This is a genomic window from Rhizobium croatiense (genome assembly GCF_019793465.1).
In the GTDB taxonomy this organism is placed as follows: domain Bacteria; phylum Pseudomonadota; class Alphaproteobacteria; order Rhizobiales; family Rhizobiaceae; genus Rhizobium; species Rhizobium croatiense.
Genome location: NZ_JAILYJ010000003.1, coordinates 383,505 through 404,790 on the forward strand (window position 1 = coordinate 383,505; position 21,286 = coordinate 404,790).

Annotated in this window: 19 protein-coding genes; 9 read left to right on the plus strand and 10 right to left on the minus strand. The window is 62.7% G+C overall.

All coding sequences use genetic code 11. The annotated features are described in order from the left end of the window. Positions 1–3 precede the first annotated feature (3 nt). Positions 4–291 carry a hypothetical protein gene (locus K6M89_RS07450; RefSeq protein ID WP_222138958.1) on the plus strand — a complete coding sequence of 96 codons (288 nt, stop codon included), beginning with the start codon at positions 4–6 and terminating at the stop codon, positions 289–291. Beyond that, entirely contained in the window at positions 267–2,210 is a 1,944-nt protein-coding gene (locus tag K6M89_RS07455) for a methyl-accepting chemotaxis protein (RefSeq protein WP_222138959.1), read from the plus strand. The genes K6M89_RS07450 and K6M89_RS07455 overlap by 25 nt, the downstream gene beginning before the upstream one ends. Positions 2,211–2,670: 460 nt before the next feature. On the opposite strand, the gene dxs is transcribed toward K6M89_RS07455, so the two are convergent. After that, positions 2,671–4,587 carry a 1-deoxy-D-xylulose-5-phosphate synthase gene (gene dxs, locus K6M89_RS07460; protein WP_222138960.1) on the minus strand — a complete coding sequence of 639 codons (1,917 nt, stop codon included), beginning with the start codon at positions 4,585–4,587 and terminating at the stop codon, positions 2,671–2,673. Positions 4,588–4,875: 288 nt separating this feature from the next. On the opposite strand from dxs, the gene K6M89_RS07465 reads away from it, so the two are divergent. Then, on the plus strand, positions 4,876–6,852 hold the full coding sequence (locus K6M89_RS07465) for a phospholipase D-like domain-containing protein (protein WP_222138961.1): 1,977 nt from the start codon (positions 4,876–4,878) through the stop codon (positions 6,850–6,852). Positions 6,853–6,866: 14 nt separating this feature from the next. Here K6M89_RS07465 and K6M89_RS07470 read toward each other — a convergent pair whose 3' ends face one another. The 4 genes from K6M89_RS07470 to K6M89_RS07485 all read right to left on the minus strand — a co-directional run bounded on the left by K6M89_RS07470 (position 6,867) and on the right by K6M89_RS07485 (position 9,920). Continuing rightward, the gene (locus K6M89_RS07470; RefSeq protein ID WP_222138962.1) at positions 6,867–7,790 is read right to left on the minus strand and encodes a pirin family protein; all 924 of its coding nucleotides are present in this window, start codon (positions 7,788–7,790) and stop codon (positions 6,867–6,869) included. A gap of 84 nt (positions 7,791–7,874) precedes the next feature. Further along, positions 7,875–8,642, minus strand: coding sequence for an SDR family NAD(P)-dependent oxidoreductase (locus K6M89_RS07475; protein WP_222138963.1), 768 nt, complete (start codon positions 8,640–8,642; stop codon positions 7,875–7,877). A gap of 88 nt (positions 8,643–8,730) precedes the next feature. Then, the gene (locus tag K6M89_RS07480) at positions 8,731–8,982 is read right to left on the minus strand and encodes an exodeoxyribonuclease VII small subunit (RefSeq protein ID WP_003545921.1); all 252 of its coding nucleotides are present in this window, start codon (positions 8,980–8,982) and stop codon (positions 8,731–8,733) included. A gap of 2 nt (positions 8,983–8,984) precedes the next feature. Then, positions 8,985–9,920 carry a histone deacetylase family protein gene (locus K6M89_RS07485; protein WP_222138964.1) on the minus strand — a complete coding sequence of 312 codons (936 nt, stop codon included), beginning with the start codon at positions 9,918–9,920 and terminating at the stop codon, positions 8,985–8,987. Between the two features lie 289 nt (positions 9,921–10,209). Here K6M89_RS07485 and K6M89_RS07490 point away from each other — a divergent pair, with 289 nt between their 5' ends. Next, positions 10,210–10,611, plus strand: coding sequence for an acyl-CoA thioesterase (locus K6M89_RS07490; RefSeq protein ID WP_097579979.1), 402 nt, complete (start codon positions 10,210–10,212; stop codon positions 10,609–10,611). A gap of 16 nt (positions 10,612–10,627) precedes the next feature. Here K6M89_RS07490 and K6M89_RS07495 read toward each other — a convergent pair whose 3' ends face one another. Continuing rightward, positions 10,628–11,278 (minus strand): GntR family transcriptional regulator, encoded by a 651-nt coding sequence (locus K6M89_RS07495; RefSeq protein ID WP_222138965.1) that lies wholly within the window; start codon positions 11,276–11,278, stop codon positions 10,628–10,630. A gap of 157 nt (positions 11,279–11,435) precedes the next feature. Here K6M89_RS07495 and K6M89_RS07500 point away from each other — a divergent pair, with 157 nt between their 5' ends. The 4 genes from K6M89_RS07500 (at position 11,436) to K6M89_RS07515 (ending at position 17,195) form a co-directional block, all read left to right on the plus strand. Then, positions 11,436–12,860: a malonyl-CoA decarboxylase gene (locus K6M89_RS07500; RefSeq protein ID WP_222138966.1), complete on the plus strand. Its 1,425-nt coding sequence runs from the start codon at positions 11,436–11,438 to the stop codon at positions 12,858–12,860. Beyond that, complete coding sequence (locus K6M89_RS07505) at positions 12,857–14,371, plus strand: malonate--CoA ligase (RefSeq protein WP_222138967.1); 1,515 nt, start codon at positions 12,857–12,859, stop codon at positions 14,369–14,371. Before K6M89_RS07500 ends, K6M89_RS07505 begins: the two co-directional genes overlap by 4 nt. 92 nt (positions 14,372–14,463) lie before the next feature. Continuing rightward, positions 14,464–15,813, plus strand: a complete 1,350-nt coding sequence (locus tag K6M89_RS07510; protein WP_222138968.1) for an SLC13 family permease — start codon at positions 14,464–14,466, stop codon at positions 15,811–15,813. 278 nt (positions 15,814–16,091) lie between these two features. Then, on the plus strand, positions 16,092–17,195 hold the full coding sequence (locus K6M89_RS07515; protein WP_222138969.1) for a helix-turn-helix transcriptional regulator: 1,104 nt from the start codon (positions 16,092–16,094) through the stop codon (positions 17,193–17,195). A 49-nt stretch (positions 17,196–17,244) separates the two neighbouring features. Here the strand turns inward: K6M89_RS07515 and K6M89_RS07520 are convergent, their stop codons facing one another. After that, positions 17,245–17,631, minus strand: a complete 387-nt coding sequence (locus tag K6M89_RS07520) for an ectoine synthase (RefSeq protein WP_097579973.1) — start codon at positions 17,629–17,631, stop codon at positions 17,245–17,247. Positions 17,632–17,809: 178 nt separating this feature from the next. Here K6M89_RS07520 and K6M89_RS07525 point away from each other — a divergent pair, with 178 nt between their 5' ends. Continuing rightward, the gene (locus tag K6M89_RS07525) at positions 17,810–18,703 is read left to right on the plus strand and encodes a LysR substrate-binding domain-containing protein (protein ID WP_222138970.1); all 894 of its coding nucleotides are present in this window, start codon (positions 17,810–17,812) and stop codon (positions 18,701–18,703) included. Positions 18,704–19,244: 541 nt separating this feature from the next. Here the strand turns inward: K6M89_RS07525 and K6M89_RS07530 are convergent. The 3 genes from K6M89_RS07530 to K6M89_RS07540 are packed head-to-tail and all read right to left on the minus strand — an operon-like array spanning position 19,245 to position 21,115. Continuing rightward, complete coding sequence (locus K6M89_RS07530; RefSeq protein WP_097580095.1) at positions 19,245–19,808, minus strand: biotin transporter BioY; 564 nt, start codon at positions 19,806–19,808, stop codon at positions 19,245–19,247. Between the two features lie 24 nt (positions 19,809–19,832). Beyond that, positions 19,833–20,441: an energy-coupling factor transporter transmembrane component T family protein gene (locus K6M89_RS07535; RefSeq protein WP_222138971.1), complete on the minus strand. Its 609-nt coding sequence runs from the start codon at positions 20,439–20,441 to the stop codon at positions 19,833–19,835. Further along, positions 20,441–21,115 carry an energy-coupling factor ABC transporter ATP-binding protein gene (locus K6M89_RS07540; protein ID WP_097579970.1) on the minus strand — a complete coding sequence of 225 codons (675 nt, stop codon included), beginning with the start codon at positions 21,113–21,115 and terminating at the stop codon, positions 20,441–20,443. The genes K6M89_RS07535 and K6M89_RS07540 overlap by 1 nt, the downstream gene beginning before the upstream one ends. Between the last annotated feature and the right edge of the window lie 171 nt (positions 21,116–21,286).

Genomic DNA, 21,286 nt, shown 5'->3' on the forward strand with positions numbered 1-21,286 from the left:
TGAATGACCGGCAAAGCCGCCGGTTGCAAGCATTTTGTTCCGAAGCGGTTGTTGCGGGCAATTCCTGAGATCGACAATTTAAACAAATTTAAATCCTGCCCGCATAGTTTCGTCGCGATTGCAGCGGTTCGCTCGAACCTCTCTGGCGCCATGAAGGCGCAGGGCGTCATTACGCCGATCATGTTTCCTATTGAAAAGTCTTGGCGGTTGCGCATTGGCGCGACCTGTCTCTCGCCGCGTCGACTGTCGTCAGGAGAAATTCACCGATGTCCGCTAAAAACATATCCTTGAATGGGAAGCTTGCGGCGACGTTCGCAGCCCTCATTCTGATCTTCATGTCCGTCTCCGCCTTCGTCTATTCCAAGGCAACGGCGTCGGCGGCCGCGTCCGCCGAGCAGGAAAAGTCGGAGCTGCTCGTCAACCAGATCGACGACGCGTTGCAGGCAATGCTCGAGCAGGCGGTCAACCTGCGCGGCTTCATCCTCTTTCGCAGCGACAGCACTTACGGCGATGTCTTCGCCAACCGCGAGCGCATGCTGAAGGCGATCGCCGCCGCCAAGCAGACGGCCGCGGCCGAGCCGCAGCTGGTCGAGATGATCGACGGCATGCAGAAGGCCGCCGACCTCTATTTCCATGAACTTGCCGAGCCGCAGACCAAGGCGCGCAAGGAAACCGACATGCCGATCGAAGAGGTCGTCAAGATCGGCGTCAACGCCACCAAGGGTCAGCTCGACGGTTTCCGCCAGGCGTCCGCCAAGATCAAGGCCACCGCCCGCGAAAAGTCGAATGCGCTCGCCGCCATCCGCGCCGATGCCAACAGAGATCTGACGACGACGCTGATTGCCGGTGGCATCGTCGCTTCGCTTGCGGCCGCCGTGCTTGCCTGGCTGATGTCGCGCACCATCGTCCGCCCGGTCGTCGGCATGACCGCGGCCATGGATCGCCTCGCCGGCGGTCAGAACGATATCGAGGTGCCGGCTGTCGAGCGCGGCGACGAAATCGGCCGCATGGCCCAGTCCGTCCTGGTGTTCAAGCAGGCGGCGATCGAGAAGCTGCGTCTTGCCGGCGAGACCGACCGCATGCGCGGTGACGCCGAGCGCCAACGCCAGGCAAGCGACGAGCAGAAGGCGCGCGAGGAAGGCGAGCTGCGTTATGCCGTCGACGCCTTGGCCGGCGGTCTAGCCGGCCTTGCCGTCGGCGATGTCGCCGCCCGCATCCAGACGCCGTTCGCGCCGCAATATGACAGCCTGCGCAACGACTTCAACAATGCCGTCGAAAAGCTGCAGGCCGCACTCCAGTCGGTCGGCCGCAACGCTTCGGCGATCAATGCCGGCGCCGGCGAGATCCGCTCGGCCGCCGACGATCTTGCCCACCGCACCGAGCAGCAGGCCGCCGCCGTCGAACAGACCGCCGCAGCGCTCGAAGAAGTGACGACGACGGTGCGCGACAGCGCCAAACGCGCCGAGGATGTCGGCAATCTCGTCGAGCGCACCCGTCTCGGCGCCGAAAAATCCGGCGATGTCGTCCGCAGGGCCGTCTCGGCCATGCAGCAGATCGAAAAATCCTCGGGCGAGATCTCCAACATCATCGGCGTCATCGACGACATCGCCTTCCAGACCAACCTCTTGGCGCTGAACGCCGGCGTCGAGGCGGCGCGTGCCGGTGAGGCCGGCAAGGGCTTTGCCGTCGTCGCCCAGGAGGTGCGCGAACTCGCCCAGCGTTCCGCCAAGGCTGCCAAGGAGATCAAGGACCTGATCACCACGTCAGGCACACATGTCCAGACCGGCGTGTCGCTGGTCGGCGAAACCGGCAAGGCGCTGGAAGCCATCGTCGCCGAGGTGCAGGAGATCAACCGCAACGTCAACGCGATCGTCACCGCCACGCGAGAACAGTCGATCGGACTGCAAGAGATCAACACCGCCGTCAACAACATGGATCAGGGCACGCAGCAGAATGCGGCCATGGTCGAGGAACAGACCGCGGCAAGCCATGCGCTCGCCAGCGAGGCAAGCGCCCTGGATGAACTGCTGCGTCAGTTCAAGCTCGGCACCCAGCTTGCCGCTCCGGCCCAGAAGACCGCCGCCGCAACGCCGGCCTCCCGCCCGGTCGCCTCTCCGGCCCGCGCACTCGCCGGCAAGGTCACCAAGGCCTTCGGCGGAAGACAGGCGAGTGCTGCGGTCGCGGTGCAGGAAGACTGGACGGAGTTCTGAGATCACTCAGGATGGGATGTTAAGTGCAGAGGGCGGTGCAGGAATGCGCCGCCCTTTTTCGTTGGAGGGACCGCAGATAAACACGAGAACCATACAGCGATCCACTGCGCCGACGACGCGTTTGGCTAGGACATGTCCTCACCCTCCGTCATCCTCGGCCTTGAGCCGAGGATCCATGCCACCCGCACTGGTGGATGCGGTGTGGATGCTCGGCTCAAGGCCGAGCATGACGGAGGGTGGGGTGGCTTCTGGAGCAAGTACAGCGGTGGGCGGGCGCAGGAGATGCGCCGCTTTCTTTGTTGGGGCGCCTGCTTGGCGGCCCCCTCATCCGCCTGCCGGCACCTTCTCCCCGAGGGGAGAAGAGATTCGCGGCGACGTCTCGATTCCCTCTTCTCCCCTCGGGGAGAAGGTGCCCGTAGGGCGGATGAGGGGGCCACACGGCGCGCCCTCGCGTAGTCACCTATCCCGCAACCCCAACCGCAACCCCGCGCCCCAAGGCCCGGAACACCGTCGCGACGATCCCGGCGCGATCCAACCCGGCATGGGCGTTCATCGCTTCCGGTTTGGCCTGCTCCATCCAGATGTCGGGCATGACCAGCGAGCGGATTTTCAGGCCGTTGTCGAGCAGGCCCTCGCTTGAGAGATATTGCATCACCTGGCTGCCGAAGCCGCCGACCGAGCCTTCTTCGACGGTGATCACCATCTCGTGGTGGCGGGCGAGCTGGCGGATCAGATCGTGGTCGAGCGGCTTGGCGAAGCGGGCATCGGCGACCGTCGTCGACAGGCCGGCGGCCTCGAGATCTTCGGCGGCAAGCAGACAGTCGGCAAGCCGGGTGCCGAAGGAAAGCAGAGCAACCTTGGTGCCTTCCTTGACGATGCGGCCCTTGCCGATCTGCAGGATCTCGCCGCGTGCGGGCATGTCGACGCCGACGCCTTCGCCGCGGGGATAACGGAAGGAGATCGGCCCGGCGTCATAGGCGGCGGCCGTGCGCACCATATGTTTGAGTTCGGCCTCGTCGGCCGCCGCCATCACCACGAAGCCGGGCAGGGTGGCGAGGAAGGCGGTGTCGAAGGAGCCGGCATGGGTCGGGCCGTCGGCCCCGACGAAGCCGGCGCGGTCGATCGGGAAACGCACCGGCAGTCCCTGGATCGCCACGTCGTGCACGACCTGGTCGTAGGCGCGCTGCAGGAAGGTGGAATAGAGCGCCGCGAACGGCTTGTAGCCTTCGGCCGCAAGGCCGGCGGCGAAGGTCACCGCATGCTGTTCGGCAATGCCGACATCGAAGCAGCGTGAGGGAAAGGCTTCGGCGAGCTTGTCGAGGCCGGTGCCATTCGGCATGGCGGCGGTGATGCCGACGATCTTGTCGTCGAGGGCGGCTTCCTGCACCAGCGCCTCGGCAAAGACGCTGGTATAGCTCGGCGCGTTGGGTTTGACCCGGGCCTGGGCGCCGGTGATGACGTCGAACTTGTTGACGCCGTGATATTTGTCGGCGGCGGCTTCGGCCGGCGGATAGCCCTTGCCCTTCTGGGTGACGACATGGATCAGCACCGGTCCGCGGGCGTTGTCGCGCACATTGCGCAGCACCGGCAGCAGATGGTCGAAGGAATGCCCGTCGATCGGCCCGATGTGATAAAAGCCCATCTCCTCGAACATCGTGCCGCCGGTGACGTAGCCGCGGGCATGCTCGACGGCGCGGGTGATGGCGCGGTCGATGTTCTTGCCGAGATAGGCCGTCAGCTTCTTGCCGAAATCGCGGAAGCCCATATAGGTGCGACCCGAGGCGAGGCGGGCGAGATAGGCGCTCATTGCCCCTGTCGGCGGCGCGATCGACATGTCGTTGTCGTTGAGGATGACGATGAGGCGGGCATCGAGCGCGCCGGCATTGTTCAGCGCCTCATAGGCCATGCCGGCCGACATCGCCCCGTCGCCGATGACGGCGATGACGCGGCGGTCGTTCTTGTCGAGATCGGCGGCGATCGCCATGCCGAGGCCGGCCGAAATCGAGGTCGAGGAATGCGCCGCGCCGAAGGGATCATATTCGCTTTCGGCCCGGCGGGTGAAGCCGGAAAGCCCGTTTTCCTGGCGCAAGGTCCGGATGCGGTCGCGCCGGCCGGTCAGAATCTTGTGCGGATAACATTGATGGCCGACGTCGAAGATCAGCCGGTCGTCAGGCGTGTCGAAGACGCTGTGAATGGCGATCGTCAGCTCGACCACGCCGAGACCGGCGCCGAGATGACCGCCGGTGCGCGACACCGCGTCGATCATTTCGTCGCGGACCTCGCGGGCGAGCTGCGGCAGGTCGCGATCCTCGAGCTTGCGCAGGTCGGCGGGGTAAGTGACCTGGTCGAGCAGAGGGGTCTTCGGCGGATGTGTCACGGGCGGGCGCTCTTTCTTACTTTTCCTTGTACCGCTTTATTCGATTAGAACGAGGCAAAACAAGTGGTTTCAGGAACCGAGGGTTTTCACCTTAGAGCATGGCGGAAAAATGTGTGAGGGGTTTCGGGAGTTATCACATTCTATTTCCGTAAGTTGCATTCGCCTGATCTTGGCCCGGTGCCGCCCCGGTTTTCCGCCTCGCCGGTCGAACGCGCAAAGGGCGGCGAGCCGCTTGAATATGACACGGAATGGTAGCACTGTTGCCGCACCGACTGGGGGGATCAGGTCATGGGAACGATTGTTGCAGCGCATGCCTATGTGAACAACGAGGTCGCCTATGTGGCCTGGGATATCGACGCCAAGATCGACGGCTGCCTCGGCTTTGAGGTCGTGCGCGTCTATCTCGACGACCAGGGAAACGTGGCGAAAAAGTCCGATGGCAGCGAGGACCGCGTGACCTGCGCCGCCTGGGTCGCCTTCAAGGGGCAGCGCAATCCGCATTGGCTGCCGCAAACGACGTCGCTCTGGCCGGTGCAGAAGCTGTCCTGGCGCGACCTGACGCTGCGCAAGCGGCGCAACGAGATGCGGCGGCGGCCAGACGAGGTGCGGGTGCGTTACGAAATCCGCCCGCTCGGCGATCTGAAGCCGGGCATGCAGGCGGCCCCCGACCCGACGCCTGATCTTGTCGAGATCAACAAGCGCGACGACAACGGCAGGCCGATCAAGAAGGCGGACGGCACCTACGAGAAAATCGCGGTCAAGGCCTATGAAGGCCCGCCGCGGCCGCTCGGTTATCTCGGGCCGGCCGTCGCCTCCAACCCGGTCCATGTGACGCGCAAGCGCGGCCAGTTCGAATCGACCTTCACCAACGGCATCCTCGCCGCCCAGTGGCTGCGAAACGTCCTGCTGGAAGACGGTGTGAAGCAGCCGAACGAGCTGATCGACATGATTTCCAATCCGGCGAACGGCATCCGCAAATATCTGGCCGGCGATGTCATTCCGATGCTCAGGGATTTCATGAATGCGCCCGGACGCTTCCTGGTCGCCCTCTACGAGCTCGAGGATAAGGAGCTGCTCGACCTGCTCCTTGCCAACAAGGACAAGTTGCGCATCATCCTCGCCAATACCGGCAAGGTCGGAGACGAGTGGGATGTGCGCAATGCCCACGCACGCGAGGCGCTGATCGCCGCCGGCGTCGACATTCACCACCGGATGTTCAACAATTCGAGCCAGATCGGTCACAACAAATTCGTCGTGCATATAGCGCCCGATGGGACGCGCAGCGTCTTCACCGGCAGCACCAACTGGACGGCCACCGGCCTTGCCGGCCAATCCAACAACGCCTTGATCGTCCGCAACGATACGGTTGCCGCCGCCTATGTCGCCTATTGGGAGCGGATGCTGGCAGACAATGGGACGCTGGAAGCGCCGGTCGAATTCGATGACGGCATGCCGGACAATCAGCAGAGCAAGGCGTTCCGGCGCTCCAACGAGACGCCTTCTCTCGTCCCGACCGGGAACGGCGCTTCGGTCGAAACGTGGTTCTCGCCGAACATGCAGAACCGGAGAAAGGGCAAGGAGACGCCGCCCGATCTTCGCGAGGTCTACCGCCTGATGCGCCGTGCCGAGCACGCCGTGCTGTTTCTGGCCTTCTATCCCGGTCAGTCGGGCAGGGATTGCATCGTCGGCGAGGTGATCGATATCGGCCTTAAGGATCAGAAGCTGATCGTCACCGGCGCGGTTTCCAGCCCTCAGGCCATGCCCAATTATGTCGCCGGCAAGAAGAACGATCCCGACGACGAAGACGACGATACCGAGGCCGTCTCACCCCATACGTTCGACGAGGCTAATGTCTCGATCGTCCGGGCGTCGCGCATCGATGACCGCCAGCTGCTGGCCGATTTCGGCGCCGAGGAACTGACGGCCAAGAAGGTCGGCGCCATCATCCATGACAAGGTGCTGGTGATCGATCCCCTGTCGGACGACTGCGTCGTCGTGCTCGGCAGCCACAATCTCGGCTTCAAGGCCTCCTACGCCAATGACGAGAACATGTTGATCGTCAAAGGCGACCGGGCGCTGGCCGAGGCCTATGCCGTCCATATCCTCGATGTCTATGATCACTATCGTTTCCGCGCCGTCGAGGCGGAATTGAAGCGCCAGGGCAAGAAGGGCTGGTCGGGCTTTCTGAACGTCGATGACAGCTGGCAGGACCGCTACGTGAACCGTACCAAGGGGGCGCTGATGCGCTATTTCGCGGCGGGTTGAATTGTCTGCCGCCGTCAGCCCTCCGGCAACGGCACGAATTCCTCTTCGTCGCCGGGGACGATGTCGAAGCGGCCGGTGCGCCATTCCTCCTTGGCCTTTTCGATCCGTTCCTTCGACGAGGAGACGAAATTCCACCAGATATAACGTTTCGAGTTCAGCGCCGCGCCGCCGAAGAGCATCAGATGGCAGCCGTCGCTGCCGGCTTCCAGCGTGATCGGATCGCCCGGCCGGAAGACCAGCAGTTGATCGGCGGCGAAACGGTCGCCCGAGATCACGACCTCGCCGGAGAGCACATAGACGGCGCGCTCCTCATGGCCGGCGCCGAAGGGAAAGCGCACGCCCGGCTGCAGGTTGAGATCGACATAGAGCGTGTCGGAGAAGGTGCCGACCGGCGATGTCATGCCTTCGAACGAGCCGATGACGACCCGCCCGCGCACGCCTGATGTCTCGATCAGCGGCATGTCGGTCTTTTCCGTATGGGCGAAGGACGGATCGATCTCCTCCTTGTCGTCGGGCAGCGCCAGCCAGGTCTGCAGCCCCGACATCAGCAGCGGGTGGCCGCGCAGATTGTCGGGTGTGCGCTCGGAATGGACGATGCCGCGGCCGGCCGTCATCAGGTTGATATCGCCGGGTCGGATGACCTTTTCGGTGCCGAGGCTGTCGCGGTGGCGGATCTCGCCGTCGAAGAGATAGGTCACGGTCGACAGGCCGATATGCGGATGCGGCTTGACGTCGAGCGCCTCGTTTGGCTTCAGGATCGCCGGCCCCATGCGATCGAAGAAGATGAACGGCCCGACCAGCCGCCGCTGCCGCGTCGGCAGGGCGCGCCGCACCTGGAAGCCGCCGATATCGCTGGTGCGCGGAATGATCAGATTCTCGATCGCATCACTGGCGAAGGCATCGCCGGGCAGCGGATCTTTACCGGGAAAGAAGGACATGGGGATCTCCGATCTCAAAATATCCGCCAGAGATAGTGCCTGGAGGTCCGCGCGCCAATGGAACGCGTCTCGCAGGGCACCCGCTCAAATCGCGGTGAAGCCGTTGTCGACGAAGAGGTGGGCGCCGTTGACGAAGTTCGACTCGTCGCTGGCGAGATAAAGGGCGGCCCGCGCCACATCCTCCGGCTCGCCGATCCGGCCCTGCTGCGCGGCGATGGCGGCATCCGAGACATCGACGCCGAGCGCCTGCAGGTCGGCCACCTCGCGCAACCCATGCGGCGTGCGGATGAAGCCGGGGCAGACGGCGTTGCAGCGGATGTTGCGGTCGCGGAATTCCACCGCAATCGCCCGGGCAAACATATGCACGGCGCCCTTGGTCGTGTCGTAAAGCACCTCCATCGGCGTGGCGGCGACCGCCGAGATCGACGAGGTGCAGACGATCGAGCCGCCGCCTGCGGCAATCATCTTCGGCAGCACGGCCTTGGTCATCAGGAACATCGAACGCACATTGACGGCGTGCAGCCAGTCCCATTCCTGAAGCGTCGTTTCGAGAAAGGGTTTGATGACGATGGTGCCGGCATGATTGAAGAGCACGGTCACGGCGCCGTAGCGCTCCTCGACGGCGGCGACGGAGGCATTGACTGCCGCTTCGTCGGAAACATCGGCCGTCCAGCAATCGGCCTCGCCGCCGGCATCGCGGATCGCCTTGACGGTCTCATCAGCCGCTTCGCCGTTGCGGTCGATGATGGCGACACGCGCGCCTTCGGCCGCAAACAGCTTCGAGGCAGCACCGCCCATGCCGGTGGCGCCGCCCGAGATGATGGCGACCTTACCCTTCAACCTGTCCGTCATGTTGCGTCCCCTCGTTGTTTTGGCAGGGGATCATAGAGCGGCAGCAAGCAGATCGCCAAGCGCCTTGATGGGCAGTTTTGGCGAGGCCTCAGGCGCCGTCCAGCGGCTCGACGCCCTGCGGCTTGCCGGCGCGGTCGAGCCGGATCTTCTCGATGCGGTTTTCGGCGGCCGAAAGCAGCGTCTCGCAATGTTTCTTCAGCGCTTCGCCGCGCTCATAGATCTCGATGGATTCATCCAGCGCCACATCGCCGCGTTCCAGCCGGGCGACGATGCTTTCGAGTTCGGCGACCGCCTTTTCGAAGGAAAGGCCGGACACCTCCGGCTTGGCGCTGTCAGTCATTCTCAACCCTTCATCATTCGTAGAATATGCATGCCCGCCGATTCGGCGAGTCCCTCGAGATCATAACCGCCTTCGAGCAGGCTGACGACCCGGTTCTTCGCGTGCCGGTCGGCCAGTTCCAGGACGCGGCCGGTGGCCCAGTCGAAGTCCTCGCCCGTCAGGTTGATCTGCGCCAAGGGATCGCGGTGATGCGCGTCGAAGCCGGCGGAGATGATGATCAGATCCGGCCGGAAATCGTCGAGCGCCGGCAGCACGCGCGATTTGAACGCCTCGCGGAAATGGTCGCTGCCGACATTCGGCGAAAGCGGTGCGTTGACGATGGTATTGTGCTTGCCCTTCTCCTCCTTGGCGCCGCTGCCGGGATAGAGCGGCATCTGATGTGTCGAGCAGAACAGCACGGAAGCATCGTCCCAGAAGATGTCCTGGGTGCCGTTGCCATGGTGGACGTCCCAGTCGACGATGGCGACACGCTCGGCGCCATGCCTCTTCTGCGCGTGGCGGGCGGCGATCGCCGCATTGTTGAAGAAGCAGAAGCCCATCGCCGTCGTCTTCTCGGCATGGTGCCCGGGCGGGCGGGCGGCGACGAAAACATTGTCGGCGGCGCCGGAAAAGACGTCGTCCACCGCCGCCATCGCGCCGCCGATCCCGGTCAGCGCCGCCTGCAGGCTTTTGACGCTGGCATAGGTATCGGCTTCCAGCTGGTTGATCCGATCTTCCTCTTCGGGGATCTCCCGCATGACGGCGGCAAGATGTTCCTCCGGATGCGCCAGCAGCACCGCATCCTCGCTCGCCTGCGGCGCCTGCCGGCGCTCCAGCCGCTCGAAATTCGGATGTTCCAGCGCGACATTGATGGCGCGGATCCGGTCCGATCGCTCCGGATGGCCGGAAGGCGTCACATGTTCCAAGAAGATCGGGTGTTCATAAAGACGGGTGCTCATGGAGACACTCTATCGGCCGCTTGTGTCATGTTCCACAGCAGATGGGGCATCGCCAGACGATTTCAACAAGCGCTGCCCGCAGCGCTTGCGCAGGCTCATCGGATCGCAAAGCCTTCTTCGCAGCGTTTGCCTCCGGGAATATCGTCACACCGGCGTCGTGCGCTCTGCCCGACCTGCAACGCAGCTCTAACACTTTGAACCCTCGCATCTTTTGTTGTTAAATCTGTTTCGATCCGATGAAATATGAAGTAGTGTCGGTTCTGGGGAATGTTGTAGGGCAGTATTGTTGATGAGTCAGTCGAAACGCCCTGGGGTGGCGGAAATACGCGTGCCGTTTCGCGATGTCGATATGAACGGCCAGATGTTTCTGGCGTCCTACATTTCTTACGCCGAATCTGTCATTGCGAGCTTCTGGTCGGCACGGCCCGACGTAGACGACGAACCGGTCTATAGCGCCAGCAAGATCTCCTGCATGCTTCACCGCCCGCTGCACCATGACGAGCCGGCAATCTTCACCGCCGCCATCGACAAGATTGGCGTGCGTTCCATCGGCTTCCTCGTTTCGATCGACACCGGCGACGAGCGCGCCGCCGAGGTCGAGATCATCTGGCAGGCCCGCAACAGCGAGGATCAGCAGCCGGCCTCGCTGCCGGAGGAAACGCGCGACTGGCTCTATCGGTTTTTGGATTGATCCGTCTGGCGTCCACTCATCTCGTCGCCATGCTCGCGACCAGATCGCTGAACCTTTCTCCCTGAATGCCGACATGGGTTCGCAGCAGGCGGCGGGCTTCATCTCCGTCTCCTGTAAAGATCGCATCGACGATGGCGCAATGTTCTAAGAAGGACGTCGACAGGCGGTTGCGCACGCGCAGCTGCAGACGGCGATATGGGCGCAGGCGTCGATGCAGCTGCACGCAATGCTCCTGCAGGAAATCGCTGCGGCTGGCGGCGTAGATAGCCTTATGGAATTCCTCATTGTCGTAATAATAGGCATCGCTGTCACCGGCAGCGGCCGATTGTTCGCAGCGGCTGTGGGTGGCGGTGATCGCCTCGCGTGACGCCTTGTCCAGCCGGCGCGCGGCGAGCGATCCGGCCAGGCCCTCGAGCTCGGCCATGACCTCGAACATCTCGTAAATGCGGTGCGGGCCTGGATCGATCACGATGGCGCCGCGGCGCGGACGGATTTCGATGAGGCCGATGGCATCAAGCTGCATCAGCGCCTCGCGCACCGGCGTCCGCGAGACACCGAAGCGATTGGCAAGCACGGTTTCATCCAGCCGCTCGCCGGGGGCGAACTCGTAGGAAAGTATCGCATTTTCAATCTCATCTCGGAGCCACCGGCCGACATTCTCGGACATTTCTCTCGCTTCCTTCATACATAAATGCCGTTCTTGTATACACAAACGTTGACGTCGTGTACGAAGAGTGCCAATGTACATACTACAGACGAAGCCCTGTGAGGGGAAGCGGTGTCCACCGGCGTAAACAGCGCCCGACCTTCAGAAGGAGAATGGCATGCCTGAGGCGTCTTTCTTCACCGACATGCTGCAAAGCATTACGGATCACGGACGCCAGCTCCTGTTTTCCGGCTCACGCAATACGCAGGCCGCCGCCAAAGCCGATCTTGAGACCCTCTGTGAGATGCTGTTGTCGAGCCGCGGTGAAGCATCCGGCATGGCCCTTGCCGCCGAGATTCTCGATCGCTGGGGCGCGCTCGATGACGAGGGCGCGCAGACATTCTTCCATATGCTGCACGAAAAGTTCGGGCCCGACACGGTGAGGCTCGACCAGGCAATGGAAAATTACCGCACCGACAAAAGCTCTGCCGCGGCCATTGCGCTCCATCAGGCCGCGGAGCCGCGGCGCCAGGAGCTCCTGCGCCGGTTGAATCACGCGCCGAATGGCACCGCCAGGCTCGTCCGCATGCGTCAGCAGCTGCTTGCTTCCAAGGATCGGTCCGAGGCCTATCATGCGCTCGATGCCGACTTCACGCATCTGTTCGGTTCCTGGTTCAATCGCGGCTTTCTGACGCTGCGGCCGATCGACTGGACGACGCCGGCCTATATTCTGGAAAAGATCATCCAATACGAGGCCGTGCACGAGATTGCCGGCTGGGAGGAGTTGCGCCGTCGTCTGGCGCCGGCCGACCGCCGATGCTTTGCCTTTTTCCATCCCCGGTTGGCCGACGAGCCGCTGGTCTTCGTCGAGGTGGCGCTCACCCGATCGGTGCCGAAGGCGATCGCAGATGTGCTCGACGAGGGGAGGGAGCAGATCAATGCCGACGAGGCGACGACGGCCGTCTTCTATTCGATCTCCAACTGTCAGGATGGCTTGCGCGGCATCTCCTTCGGCAATTTTCTGATCAAGCAGGTCGTCGAAGATCTGCGCAAGGATCTGCCGGGCCTCAAGAATTTCGTGACGCTGTCGCCCGTCCCGGGCTTTGCCCGCTGGCTTGCCAAGGCGCGCGCCTCGACCGGCGATCAGTCTATTTCCGAAGCTGCCCTGGGAACACTGACCTTGATCGACGATCCGAACTGGCCTGACAACGAGAAAAGTGCGGCCGAAGTGGAGCGTGTGTTGCTGCCGCTGGCGGCCCGCTATTTCCTGACCGAACGGACGCCGGAGGGCCGCCCCGTCGATCCCGTCGCCCGCTTTCATCTCGGCAATGGCGCCCGGCTCGAAAGGGTGAATTTTCTCGGCGACCGCTCGCCCAAGGCGCTCCAGCAGGCGCACGGTCTGATGGTCAACTACCTCTACAAGCTCGATGACATCGTGGCCAACCACGAGGCCCTGGCGCAACGCGGCGAAGTGATCGCCTCGCCCGCCGTCAAAAGCCTGCTCAACCAGGGCGACGAAGGCCGCCGCGGCGGCAATGGCCAGCAAGGCTCTCGAGCATTCGCGCAACTGATGAATTCCACGCTTGGAGGAGGGCGAAAGTGAGCAACCATCTTTTCGACGCCATGCGGGCCGCCGCACCCGATAACGCACCGTTCATCCGGATCGATAGCACCCGCACATGGACCTATGAGGAGGCCTTCGCCCTTTCCGGCCGCATTGCCGGCGCGATCGATACGCTCGGCATCCGCCCCGGCGACCGGGTTGCGGTTCAGGTGGAGAAAAGCGCCGAGGCATTGATCCTCTATCTCGCCTGTCTTCGCAGCGGCGCCGTCTACCTGCCGCTCAACACCGCCTATACGCTGGCCGAGCTCGATTACTTCATCGGCGACGCCGAGCCGCGTCTGGTGGTGGTTGCCTCGGCCGCTCGCGAAGGCGTCGAGACGATCGCCAAGCGTCACGGCGCGATGGTCGAAACGCTCGACGCCGATGGCAGCGGCTCTTTGCTGGATCTCGCACGCGACGAGCCGGCCGACTTCGTCGACGCCTCGCGCGCCGCCGACGATCTGGCCGCGATCCTCTACACCTCGGGAACGACGGGACGCTCCAAGGGGGCGATGCTCACCCATGGCAACCTGCTCTCGAACGCCCTGACCTTGCGGGATTACTGGCGCGTCACCGCCGACGACCGGCTGATCCATGCCTTGCCGATCTTCCATACGCATGGGCTGTTCGTCGCCACCAACGTCACGCTGCTCGCCGGCGCCTCGATGTTCCTGCTGTCGAAATTCGACGCCGACGAGGTCGTTTCACTGATGCCGCAGGCCACAATGCTGATGGGCGTGCCGACCTTCTATGTGCGTCTCCTGCAAAGCCCGCGCTTCGGCAAGGAGGCGGCAGCCAACATCCGCCTCTTTATATCAGGCTCGGCGCCGCTGCTTGCAGAAACCCATACCGAGTTCCAGGCCCGGACCGGTCACGCGATTCTCGAGCGTTACGGCATGACGGAAACCAATATGAATACCTCCAACCCTTATGACGGCAAACGCATCGCCGGCACGGTCGGCTTGCCGCTGCCTGGTGTGACGGTGCGTGTCACCGATCCCGCCACCGGACAAGTGCTGCCGCCGGAAGAGACCGGCATGATCGAGATCAAGGGGCCGAACGTCTTCAAGGGCTATTGGCGCATGCCGGAAAAAACCGCGGCCGAATTCACCGCCGACGGGTTCTTCATCAGCGGCGATCTCGGCAAGATCGACCGCGACGGCTATGTGCACATCGTCGGCCGCGGCAAGGACCTGGTGATCTCGGGTGGCTACAACATCTATCCTAAAGAGGTCGAGAGCGAGATCGACCGGATCGAGGGTGTGGTCGAGAGCGCCGTGATCGGCGTGCCGCATCCGGACTTCGGAGAGGGCGTCACGGCCGTCGTCGTGCGCAAGCCTGGCGCCGTGCTGGATGAAAAGAGCATTGTCAGCGCCCTGCAGGATCGTCTCGCGCGCTACAAACAACCCAAGCGCATCATCTTCGCCGACGACTTGCCGCGCAACACGATGGGCAAGGTTCAGAAGAACATCCTGCGGCAGCAATACGCAGATCTTTACACCAGGACGTAAGGCGACCGCCCTCTGGGAGGAGGGTCGGCGGCATCCGCATTAATCTTGCAAACAGCAACCACGGCGCTGTAGGCGTCGGAGGGAGGGGAATCATGGGTATTGAAATACTGGCCATAGGCATGCTCGTCGCCATGTTCGTCGTTGCGACGATCCAGCCGATCAACATGGGCGCGCTCGCGTTCGCCGGCGCCTTCGTGCTCGGCTCCATGACCATCGGCATGAAAACCACCGATATTTTCGCCGGCTTTCCGAGTGACTTGTTCCTGACGCTCGTCGCCGTCACCTACCTCTTCGCCATCGCGCAGATCAACGGCACCATCGACTGGCTGGTCGAATGCGCGGTCCGTATGGTGCGCGGGCGCATAGGCCTGATCCCCTGGGTGATGTTTCTCGTCGCCGCCGTGATTACCGGTTTCGGCGCTCTTGGACCGGCTGCCGTCGCCATCCTCGCGCCGGTCGCGCTGAGCTTTGCCATCCAGTACCGCATCCACCCTGTGATGATGGGGCTGATGGTGATCCACGGCGCACAAGCGGGCGGCTTTTCGCCGATCAGCATCTACGGCGGCATCACCAATCAGATCGTTGCCAAGGCGGGCCTGCCTTTCGCGCCGACGTCGCTGTTTCTCTCCAGCTTTTTCTTCAATCTTGCGATTGCGGTGCTGGTCTTCTTCGTTTTCGGCGGCGCGAAGGTCATCAAGCAAGTGCCCGCAGCATCGCTTGGCCCCTTGCCCGAACTGCACCCCGAGGGCGTGTCGGCGTCGATCAGAGGTCACGGCGGCACGCCGGCAAAACCGATCCGGGAGCATGCCTATGGCACGGCGGCCGATACTGCTGCGACGCTGCGTCTGAACAATGAGCGGATTACCACGCTGGTCGGCCTGATCGCGCTCGGCATCGGCGCGCTGGTTTTCAAGTTCAATGTCGGCCTCGTCGCCATGACCGTCGCCGTCGCCCTGGCGCTGCTGTCGCCGAAAACCCAGAAGGCGGCAATCGACAAGGTCAGCTGGTCGACCGTGCTGCTGATATCAGGCATCATCACCTATGTCGGCGTCATGGAGAAGGCCGGTACGGTCGATTACGTGGCAAACGGCATATCCAGCCTCGGCATGCCGCTGCTGGTGGCGCTCCTGCTTTGCTTTACCGGCGCCATCGTTTCGGCCTTCGCATCCTCGACCGCGCTGCTCGGCGCCATCATCCCGCTGGCCGTCCCGTTCCTCATGCAGGGACATGTCAGCGCCATCGGCGTGGTCGCCGCCATCGCGATCTCGACGACGATCGTCGATACCAGCCCATTTTCCACCAATGGTGCGCTCGTGGTCGCCAATGCGCCGGATGACCGGCGCGAGCAGGTCCTCAAGCAGTTGCTGGTCTATAGCGCGCTGATCGCCATCATCGGCCCGATCGTCGCCTGGCTGGTATTCGTCGTGCCGGGGCTGGTTTGACGACGGTCCGGCGAAGCCGCCGCTTCCGCCGCGGGCCATCGCCCGCGGCGGTCAAGGCATTCACGCCGTGGGGACGTTCCGAGTTCCAAACTTCCTCGGGGTCGAAGGCGTCAACCGCAAGATATAATGCCCGTGAAGCAATAACATGCTGCGGTTGTAGTATTGATTGCTTCACGGAATAGAGAAGCTGCCGTTAATGTTCGAATTCCATTGCATTTGCGAAGACAACACTATTCAATATTCGACGATGCTTCATTCGCTCACGTTGAAAATCACTCATGATTCAATCGACTGACGTCTCATCTCTGCTGACGGATATGATTTATGGAAGTCTGTTCGGAGAGTGCAGCTGGCAGGATTTCCTGGACCGCCTTGCGCAGACGTCGCCGGGCGGCAAGGCGGCGCTTCACTATCACGACCTGACCTCTTCCGTCGCCCATGTTCCCTTCATGTCGGGGTTTTCGCAGTCCGAGATCGATCAGTTCATGAGCCACTTCGCCTCGGTCAATCCCTGGATTCCGAGATTGGATCGCGTGCCCGTTGGCCAGGGCCTGTGCGGCGACGAAATCGTTCCGCGCGAGGAGCTGGTCAAATCGGAGTTTTACAATGACTGGCTGAAGCGGCAGACCGGATGCGAGACGAGCGTCGGCGTCTCGATCATTCGCGAGGAAAACCGCACCTTCATCCTGTCGGCCTGCACGACGACGGTGGACCCCGATCTCAACAGCGAGGCGGCCAAGCTTTACACGCAGCTCGCGCCGCATCTGAGAAGGGCTTTCGACTTCATTCGCAAGCGCGATCTGTTTGCGCCGCACGAACAGGCGACGCAGACCCTGTTCGACAGCATCGGCGTCGGATTGATCTATGTCTCGGAGCAACGCAAAGCCCGCGGCTGGAATAGAAGCGCAGAGGCCTTGCTGGCCGCCGGCTTGCCTGTGCGGATCGGCGCCGACGGCACGCTCGCACTTCAATGCGAGAAGACGACTGCGGTTCTCGAATTCCTGACCTCCAGAAACGGCGTGCAGACCAAACCGCACACGGCGATCGTCAAGGGCGGGAACCAGGACAATTACCGCATCACCCTCGTCCGGCTGCACTCCGATACGTTCACAGATTTTTTGGAGGGGCCGACCGTGGCGGTGATCGTCGAGCCGATCGTGGCGACGCCGCTCAATGAGCGGCGCGATTTGCTGATGCAGCTTTACAAGCTGACCGCGACGGAAATCCGCATCGCCTCGAGCATCGCATCGGGTCATTCGCCGAGAGAAGTGGCGATGGCCGACGATATCAGCTACGAGACCGTCAGAACCCACCTGAGAAACATCTATGCCAAACTCGGGGTCAATTCCCGGGTCGGCCTGGTGTCGCTGCTGATGCGGTGAGTTCGGGAGGCGCAAGCCCGGTTTTCATGCGCGTACGAGGTCGCCTGGCTTAATATTCCGAACCGCTTCCATTGTTCAGGTCGTGACGTTCCGTCCCCTTCAATGGCGGATTGAAGACGCTGACGAGAATGAGGTCCTCGTCCTTGCCGCCCCGCAAATAGTGGCGATCATGTTGGTCGAGAACGTAGATGTCGCCGACGCGGATGGGAAAGACATTGCCGTCCATATCCTCGACCTCGCCTTCTCCCTGAATGCAGTAGCAGGCCTCCAGATGGTTGCGGTACTGCAGCAGGGCTTGCGTGTTGGCGCGAACGACAGTGTGGCAGACCGTAAACCCCATGCCGTCATCCCTCGTCAGCAGACGATGGCTCGTGCCATTGCCCCAATCGACGAAACGCTCGGTCTGCTCCACGTCTTTCAGGCTTCTCACAAACATGTTTTTCTCCTCGAAAATCCGGAGATGGCTCGATCTCCATGATCCATTAGGCGCTGAAATCCACGCTTGTTTCAAATGATCTAAATTGAGAAAACTGTTAGAATAATTTACATGTTTCTCCCGAATTTGATGTGGGTGAAGGAGCCGATCCTGGCTCTCATGTGAGGAATTCAAACATATGCAGCTGCCACCGCTGAACGCATTGAAGGCCTTCGAAGCGACCGCCCGGCTGATGAGCCTGTCAAAAGCCGGAGACGAGCTGCATGTGACCCACGCTGCGATCAGTCACCAGATCAAGCATCTGGAGACGTGGCTGGGACGCAAGCTGCTGCAGAAATCCGGGCGCGGCGTTGCGCTGACGCCAGCGGGCGCCGAATATTATCTCGCCGTCTCCGGCTCATTGGCAGCCATCGCCCACGCAACCGGCAACATGCGCCGAGACCACAATATGCGCTCGATCACCGTCGGCTGCATTCCTTCGATCGCGTCGCGCTGGCTGGTTCCCGCGCTGCCGTCGTTCCGGGAGAGCGATCCCGATCTCGATGTCAGGATCGTTTACGCCAGGGCGGAAGAACGCTTCGATGACGAAAGTCTCGATGTTCTCATCACCATGGGGGAGGACCTGTCGGGAGGCCGGGAGAGCCGTCTGCTTTTCTCCCGGCGCAACCAGCCGGTGGCGAGCGTCCATTATCTGGCAAAGCGGAACTGGACGATCGAGAACGTTCCCTTTGCCGCGGCCGACCTGCTGCATGACGAATCCGTGGACGGCTGGAAAGAATGGTTCCGCAAGGCCGAGATAAAGCCACCCGAGCCGATCCGTGGGCCGATATTTCAGGACTTCAACATTCTTGCCACGGCGGCGATTGCCGGTCATGGGGTCGCTTTATGCCCTGTCGAGGTGTTTCGGCGAGAGATCGAACGCGGCGACCTCGTCGTGCTTTCGGATATCTCGACAGCCGGGACCCAGGGATATTACCTGATCACCAGCGCCTGGGCGAAGAAGCCGGTGCGTCGTTTTGCGGAATGGTTCATGAAGGAATGCAACTCCTGCAGTCCTCAGATCATTGGATAAGTGAACGACACGTGGCGAACCGTTTGCTCCGACCAAACATGGATTGTCATGAAAGTTTCATATTGAAGCTATTGCGGAAATCGAAAAATAATCTACAGTTTCTATTGGGAAACAAGATTTCCTGAAGCAAAATGAAAGGAGACTGATTGAATTCATTTTTTCCGGATGCCATGCTCTTCGCATGTTTCGCCCTGGTTTTTGCTCTGATATTTGCGAGTGGCAGGCGCAGATCAAAAAGCTCCGGCGATGGCGGGGGAGGCTGGTTCGATGCCTCGGACGACGGCAGCTGTGACGGCGGCGGCGACGGAGGTGGAGGAGACTAGATCAAACGGAAATCGATAGAATGCCCGACCGCCTCAAGGCGGTTTTTTGTTGCCTGTGTCCCAGGCCGTGCCTTGCTCGCAGCAAGCCTTTCCCTCCTCAATCCATCAGCATCGAGACGCAGAGCCTGCGCCGCAGCAAGCGGTCTTGGCGTGCCGCAAACGCAAATGGCCGCCTTCGGGTGAAGACGGCCACTGCATGTATTTGCGATCGAGGCGCCTTACGCGCGCGCCGGCAGCAGGGGATAGCCGACCATGACGGCGCGGCCGAGCAGGGCGGCGACGAGAGCCTTGATGACGTCGCCCGGAATGAAGGCCATCGAGCCGACGAAGGCCTTGGTGAAGCCGAGCCCGGCGACGGTCGCGAGATAGGTGATGCCGAAGGCGTAGAGCACGACGATGCCGCCGATCATGGCAGTGAGGAAGAAGCTGACCGTCTGCACCAGGCCGGATTGGCCGTGATTGACCAGGCGCTCGCTGAGATAGCCGGTGACGAAGGCGCCGAAGATCCAGCCGACGAGGAAGCCGGCCGTCGGCGAGGCGAAGATGGCAAGGCCGCCGCGGCCGCCGGAAAGCACCGGCAGGCCGATGGCGACGAGCAGCAGCACGATCAGCACGGCAATCGCGCCGCGCCGGGCGCCGAGCACGACACCGGCCATCATGACGCCGAGCGATTGGGCGGTGATCGGCACCGGGATGAAGCCGAGCGAGATCGGCGGCAGCAGGCCGAGCGCCACGATGATCGCGGCAAAGAGGGCGGTAAGGACGAGGTCGCGGGTGCTCATCATGAACTCCGTGGTTAAAATTGGTTAACTTCCATGCCGTCGAATGCGGCGCGCGTCAATCGCGGCGGCGACATTATCCGCATCCCTGAGCGTCAGGATGATCAGCGGCGCCAGCAGGCTCGTCGGCCGGACCTTCAGCCCGCGCGCCTTGTGCGCCTCGCGGATCGCCTGGTAACGGCCGACAATCTCGGGCACGAAGCGCAGCACCAGCCCCAGCGCCAGGCCGATATCGTCGGCCTGCACGAAGCCGGTGCGTTCGAGCGGGCGGGCAAGCGCCGTCACCTCGTCGATGAAGGCGGTGATTGACGTCGTCGCCGTCACGGCGGCGGCAAAAAGCATCAGCGCCGTCAGCCGCAGCACCGGCACGAGTGCTGCCTGCCAGGGATTGAACAAAAGGTTGAAGAGCGCCACGACCGCGATCGTCAGGAGGACCGGCCGCAGCCGCCGCAGCCCCTCGCCGAGCGGCAGGCCGGTCGTGCGATAGACAAACGCCGTCAGCAGCACGAAGCCGGAAAGCAGGGCGATATTCTGGCTGACGAACAGGACGACGCCGAAGACCGCAAGCGATACCAGCTTGACCCGCGGCGAAAGCCGGTGCATCGGGCTGTTGCCTTCGACATAGAGCGACTGCATCAGGCGGCGATCTCCCTGTAGCGGGCGATCGCCTCAGTCGCCGGCGCATCGGCGGCAAGCCGCCCTTCGTGAAACAGCAGCACCCGTTCGAAACCGGCGATCAGCTCCAGATCATGGGTGATGACGATGGCGCTTTCCGGTAGCCCGGCGATAATCCGCTCGACCAGCGCCCGGTTCTTCAGATCGAGCTGGTTGGTCGGCTCGTCGAGGATTAGAATGCCAGGCCCGGTCACCAGCACCGAGCAGAGTGCGGCCACCTGCAGCTCGCCGCCGGAAAGCTCGTGCGCCCGGCGGTCGGCGAGCGCCTCGGCGCCGAAACGGGCGAGAATGCCCGCGACCTTCGCCTCGATCTCCGCCTTGCTGAGGCCGCGCCGTTTCAGCCCGAAGGCGATGTCGTCGCGGACGATCGGCAGGATGATCTGGTTCTGCGGCGACTGGAAGATGAAGCCGACATCGACTGCGGCCGCCTTCTCATCGGCCGTATCGCGGCCGTTGACGGTGACGCGGCCGACCGTCGGCTTGGTCAGCCCGTTGATCAGCCTTGCGAACGTCGTCTTGCCCGAGCCGTTGAGCCCGATGACGCCGATGCGTTTGCCGCTGATGCCGAGCGTCAGCGGCGCCAGCGCCACCCGCGTTCCGAAACTGACCCCGGCGCCTTCGAATTCTATGTCCAAACCAGTCCCTCGCATCCATGCGATCGTGCTGCCGCACCAGCCCCTCATCCGCCTGCCGGCACCCTGCCTGGGTCGAGCCACGCGTCTCGACCCGTCCTTTCGGACCCCCGCTTGCGGGGAGAAGGGAACATGCCGCAGCCTCTCCGTTCCCCGCTAAGCCTCGCAGGGCAC

Excerpts from the sequence above, each read along its gene's own strand:
- K6M89_RS07530 (WP_097580095.1), bottom strand. The coding sequence starts at position 19,808 with ATGAGCACCCGCGACCTCGTCCTTACCGCCCTCTTTGCCGCGATCATC.
- K6M89_RS07510 (WP_222138968.1), top strand. The coding sequence starts at position 14,464 with ATGGGTATTGAAATACTGGCCATAGGCATGCTCGTCGCCATGTTCGTC.
- K6M89_RS07480 (WP_003545921.1), bottom strand. The coding sequence starts at position 8,982 with ATGACTGACAGCGCCAAGCCGGAGGTGTCCGGCCTTTCCTTCGAAAAG.
- K6M89_RS07500 (WP_222138966.1), top strand. The coding sequence starts at position 11,436 with ATGCCTGAGGCGTCTTTCTTCACCGACATGCTGCAAAGCATTACGGAT.
- K6M89_RS07525 (WP_222138970.1), top strand. The coding sequence starts at position 17,810 with ATGCAGCTGCCACCGCTGAACGCATTGAAGGCCTTCGAAGCGACCGCC.
- K6M89_RS07475 (WP_222138963.1), bottom strand. The coding sequence starts at position 8,642 with ATGACGGACAGGTTGAAGGGTAAGGTCGCCATCATCTCGGGCGGCGCC.
- K6M89_RS07515 (WP_222138969.1), top strand. The coding sequence starts at position 16,092 with ATGATTCAATCGACTGACGTCTCATCTCTGCTGACGGATATGATTTAT.
- K6M89_RS07520 (WP_097579973.1), bottom strand. The coding sequence starts at position 17,631 with ATGTTTGTGAGAAGCCTGAAAGACGTGGAGCAGACCGAGCGTTTCGTC.
- K6M89_RS07485 (WP_222138964.1), bottom strand. The coding sequence starts at position 9,920 with ATGAGCACCCGTCTTTATGAACACCCGATCTTCTTGGAACATGTGACG.
- K6M89_RS07490 (WP_097579979.1), top strand. The coding sequence starts at position 10,210 with ATGAGTCAGTCGAAACGCCCTGGGGTGGCGGAAATACGCGTGCCGTTT.
- K6M89_RS07495 (WP_222138965.1), bottom strand. The coding sequence starts at position 11,278 with ATGTCCGAGAATGTCGGCCGGTGGCTCCGAGATGAGATTGAAAATGCG.
- K6M89_RS07470 (WP_222138962.1), bottom strand. The coding sequence starts at position 7,790 with ATGTCCTTCTTTCCCGGTAAAGATCCGCTGCCCGGCGATGCCTTCGCC.
- K6M89_RS07535 (WP_222138971.1), bottom strand. The coding sequence starts at position 20,441 with ATGCAGTCGCTCTATGTCGAAGGCAACAGCCCGATGCACCGGCTTTCG.
- K6M89_RS07455 (WP_222138959.1), top strand. The coding sequence starts at position 267 with ATGTCCGCTAAAAACATATCCTTGAATGGGAAGCTTGCGGCGACGTTC.
- K6M89_RS07465 (WP_222138961.1), top strand. The coding sequence starts at position 4,876 with ATGGGAACGATTGTTGCAGCGCATGCCTATGTGAACAACGAGGTCGCC.
- K6M89_RS07450 (WP_222138958.1), top strand. The coding sequence starts at position 4 with ATGACCGGCAAAGCCGCCGGTTGCAAGCATTTTGTTCCGAAGCGGTTG.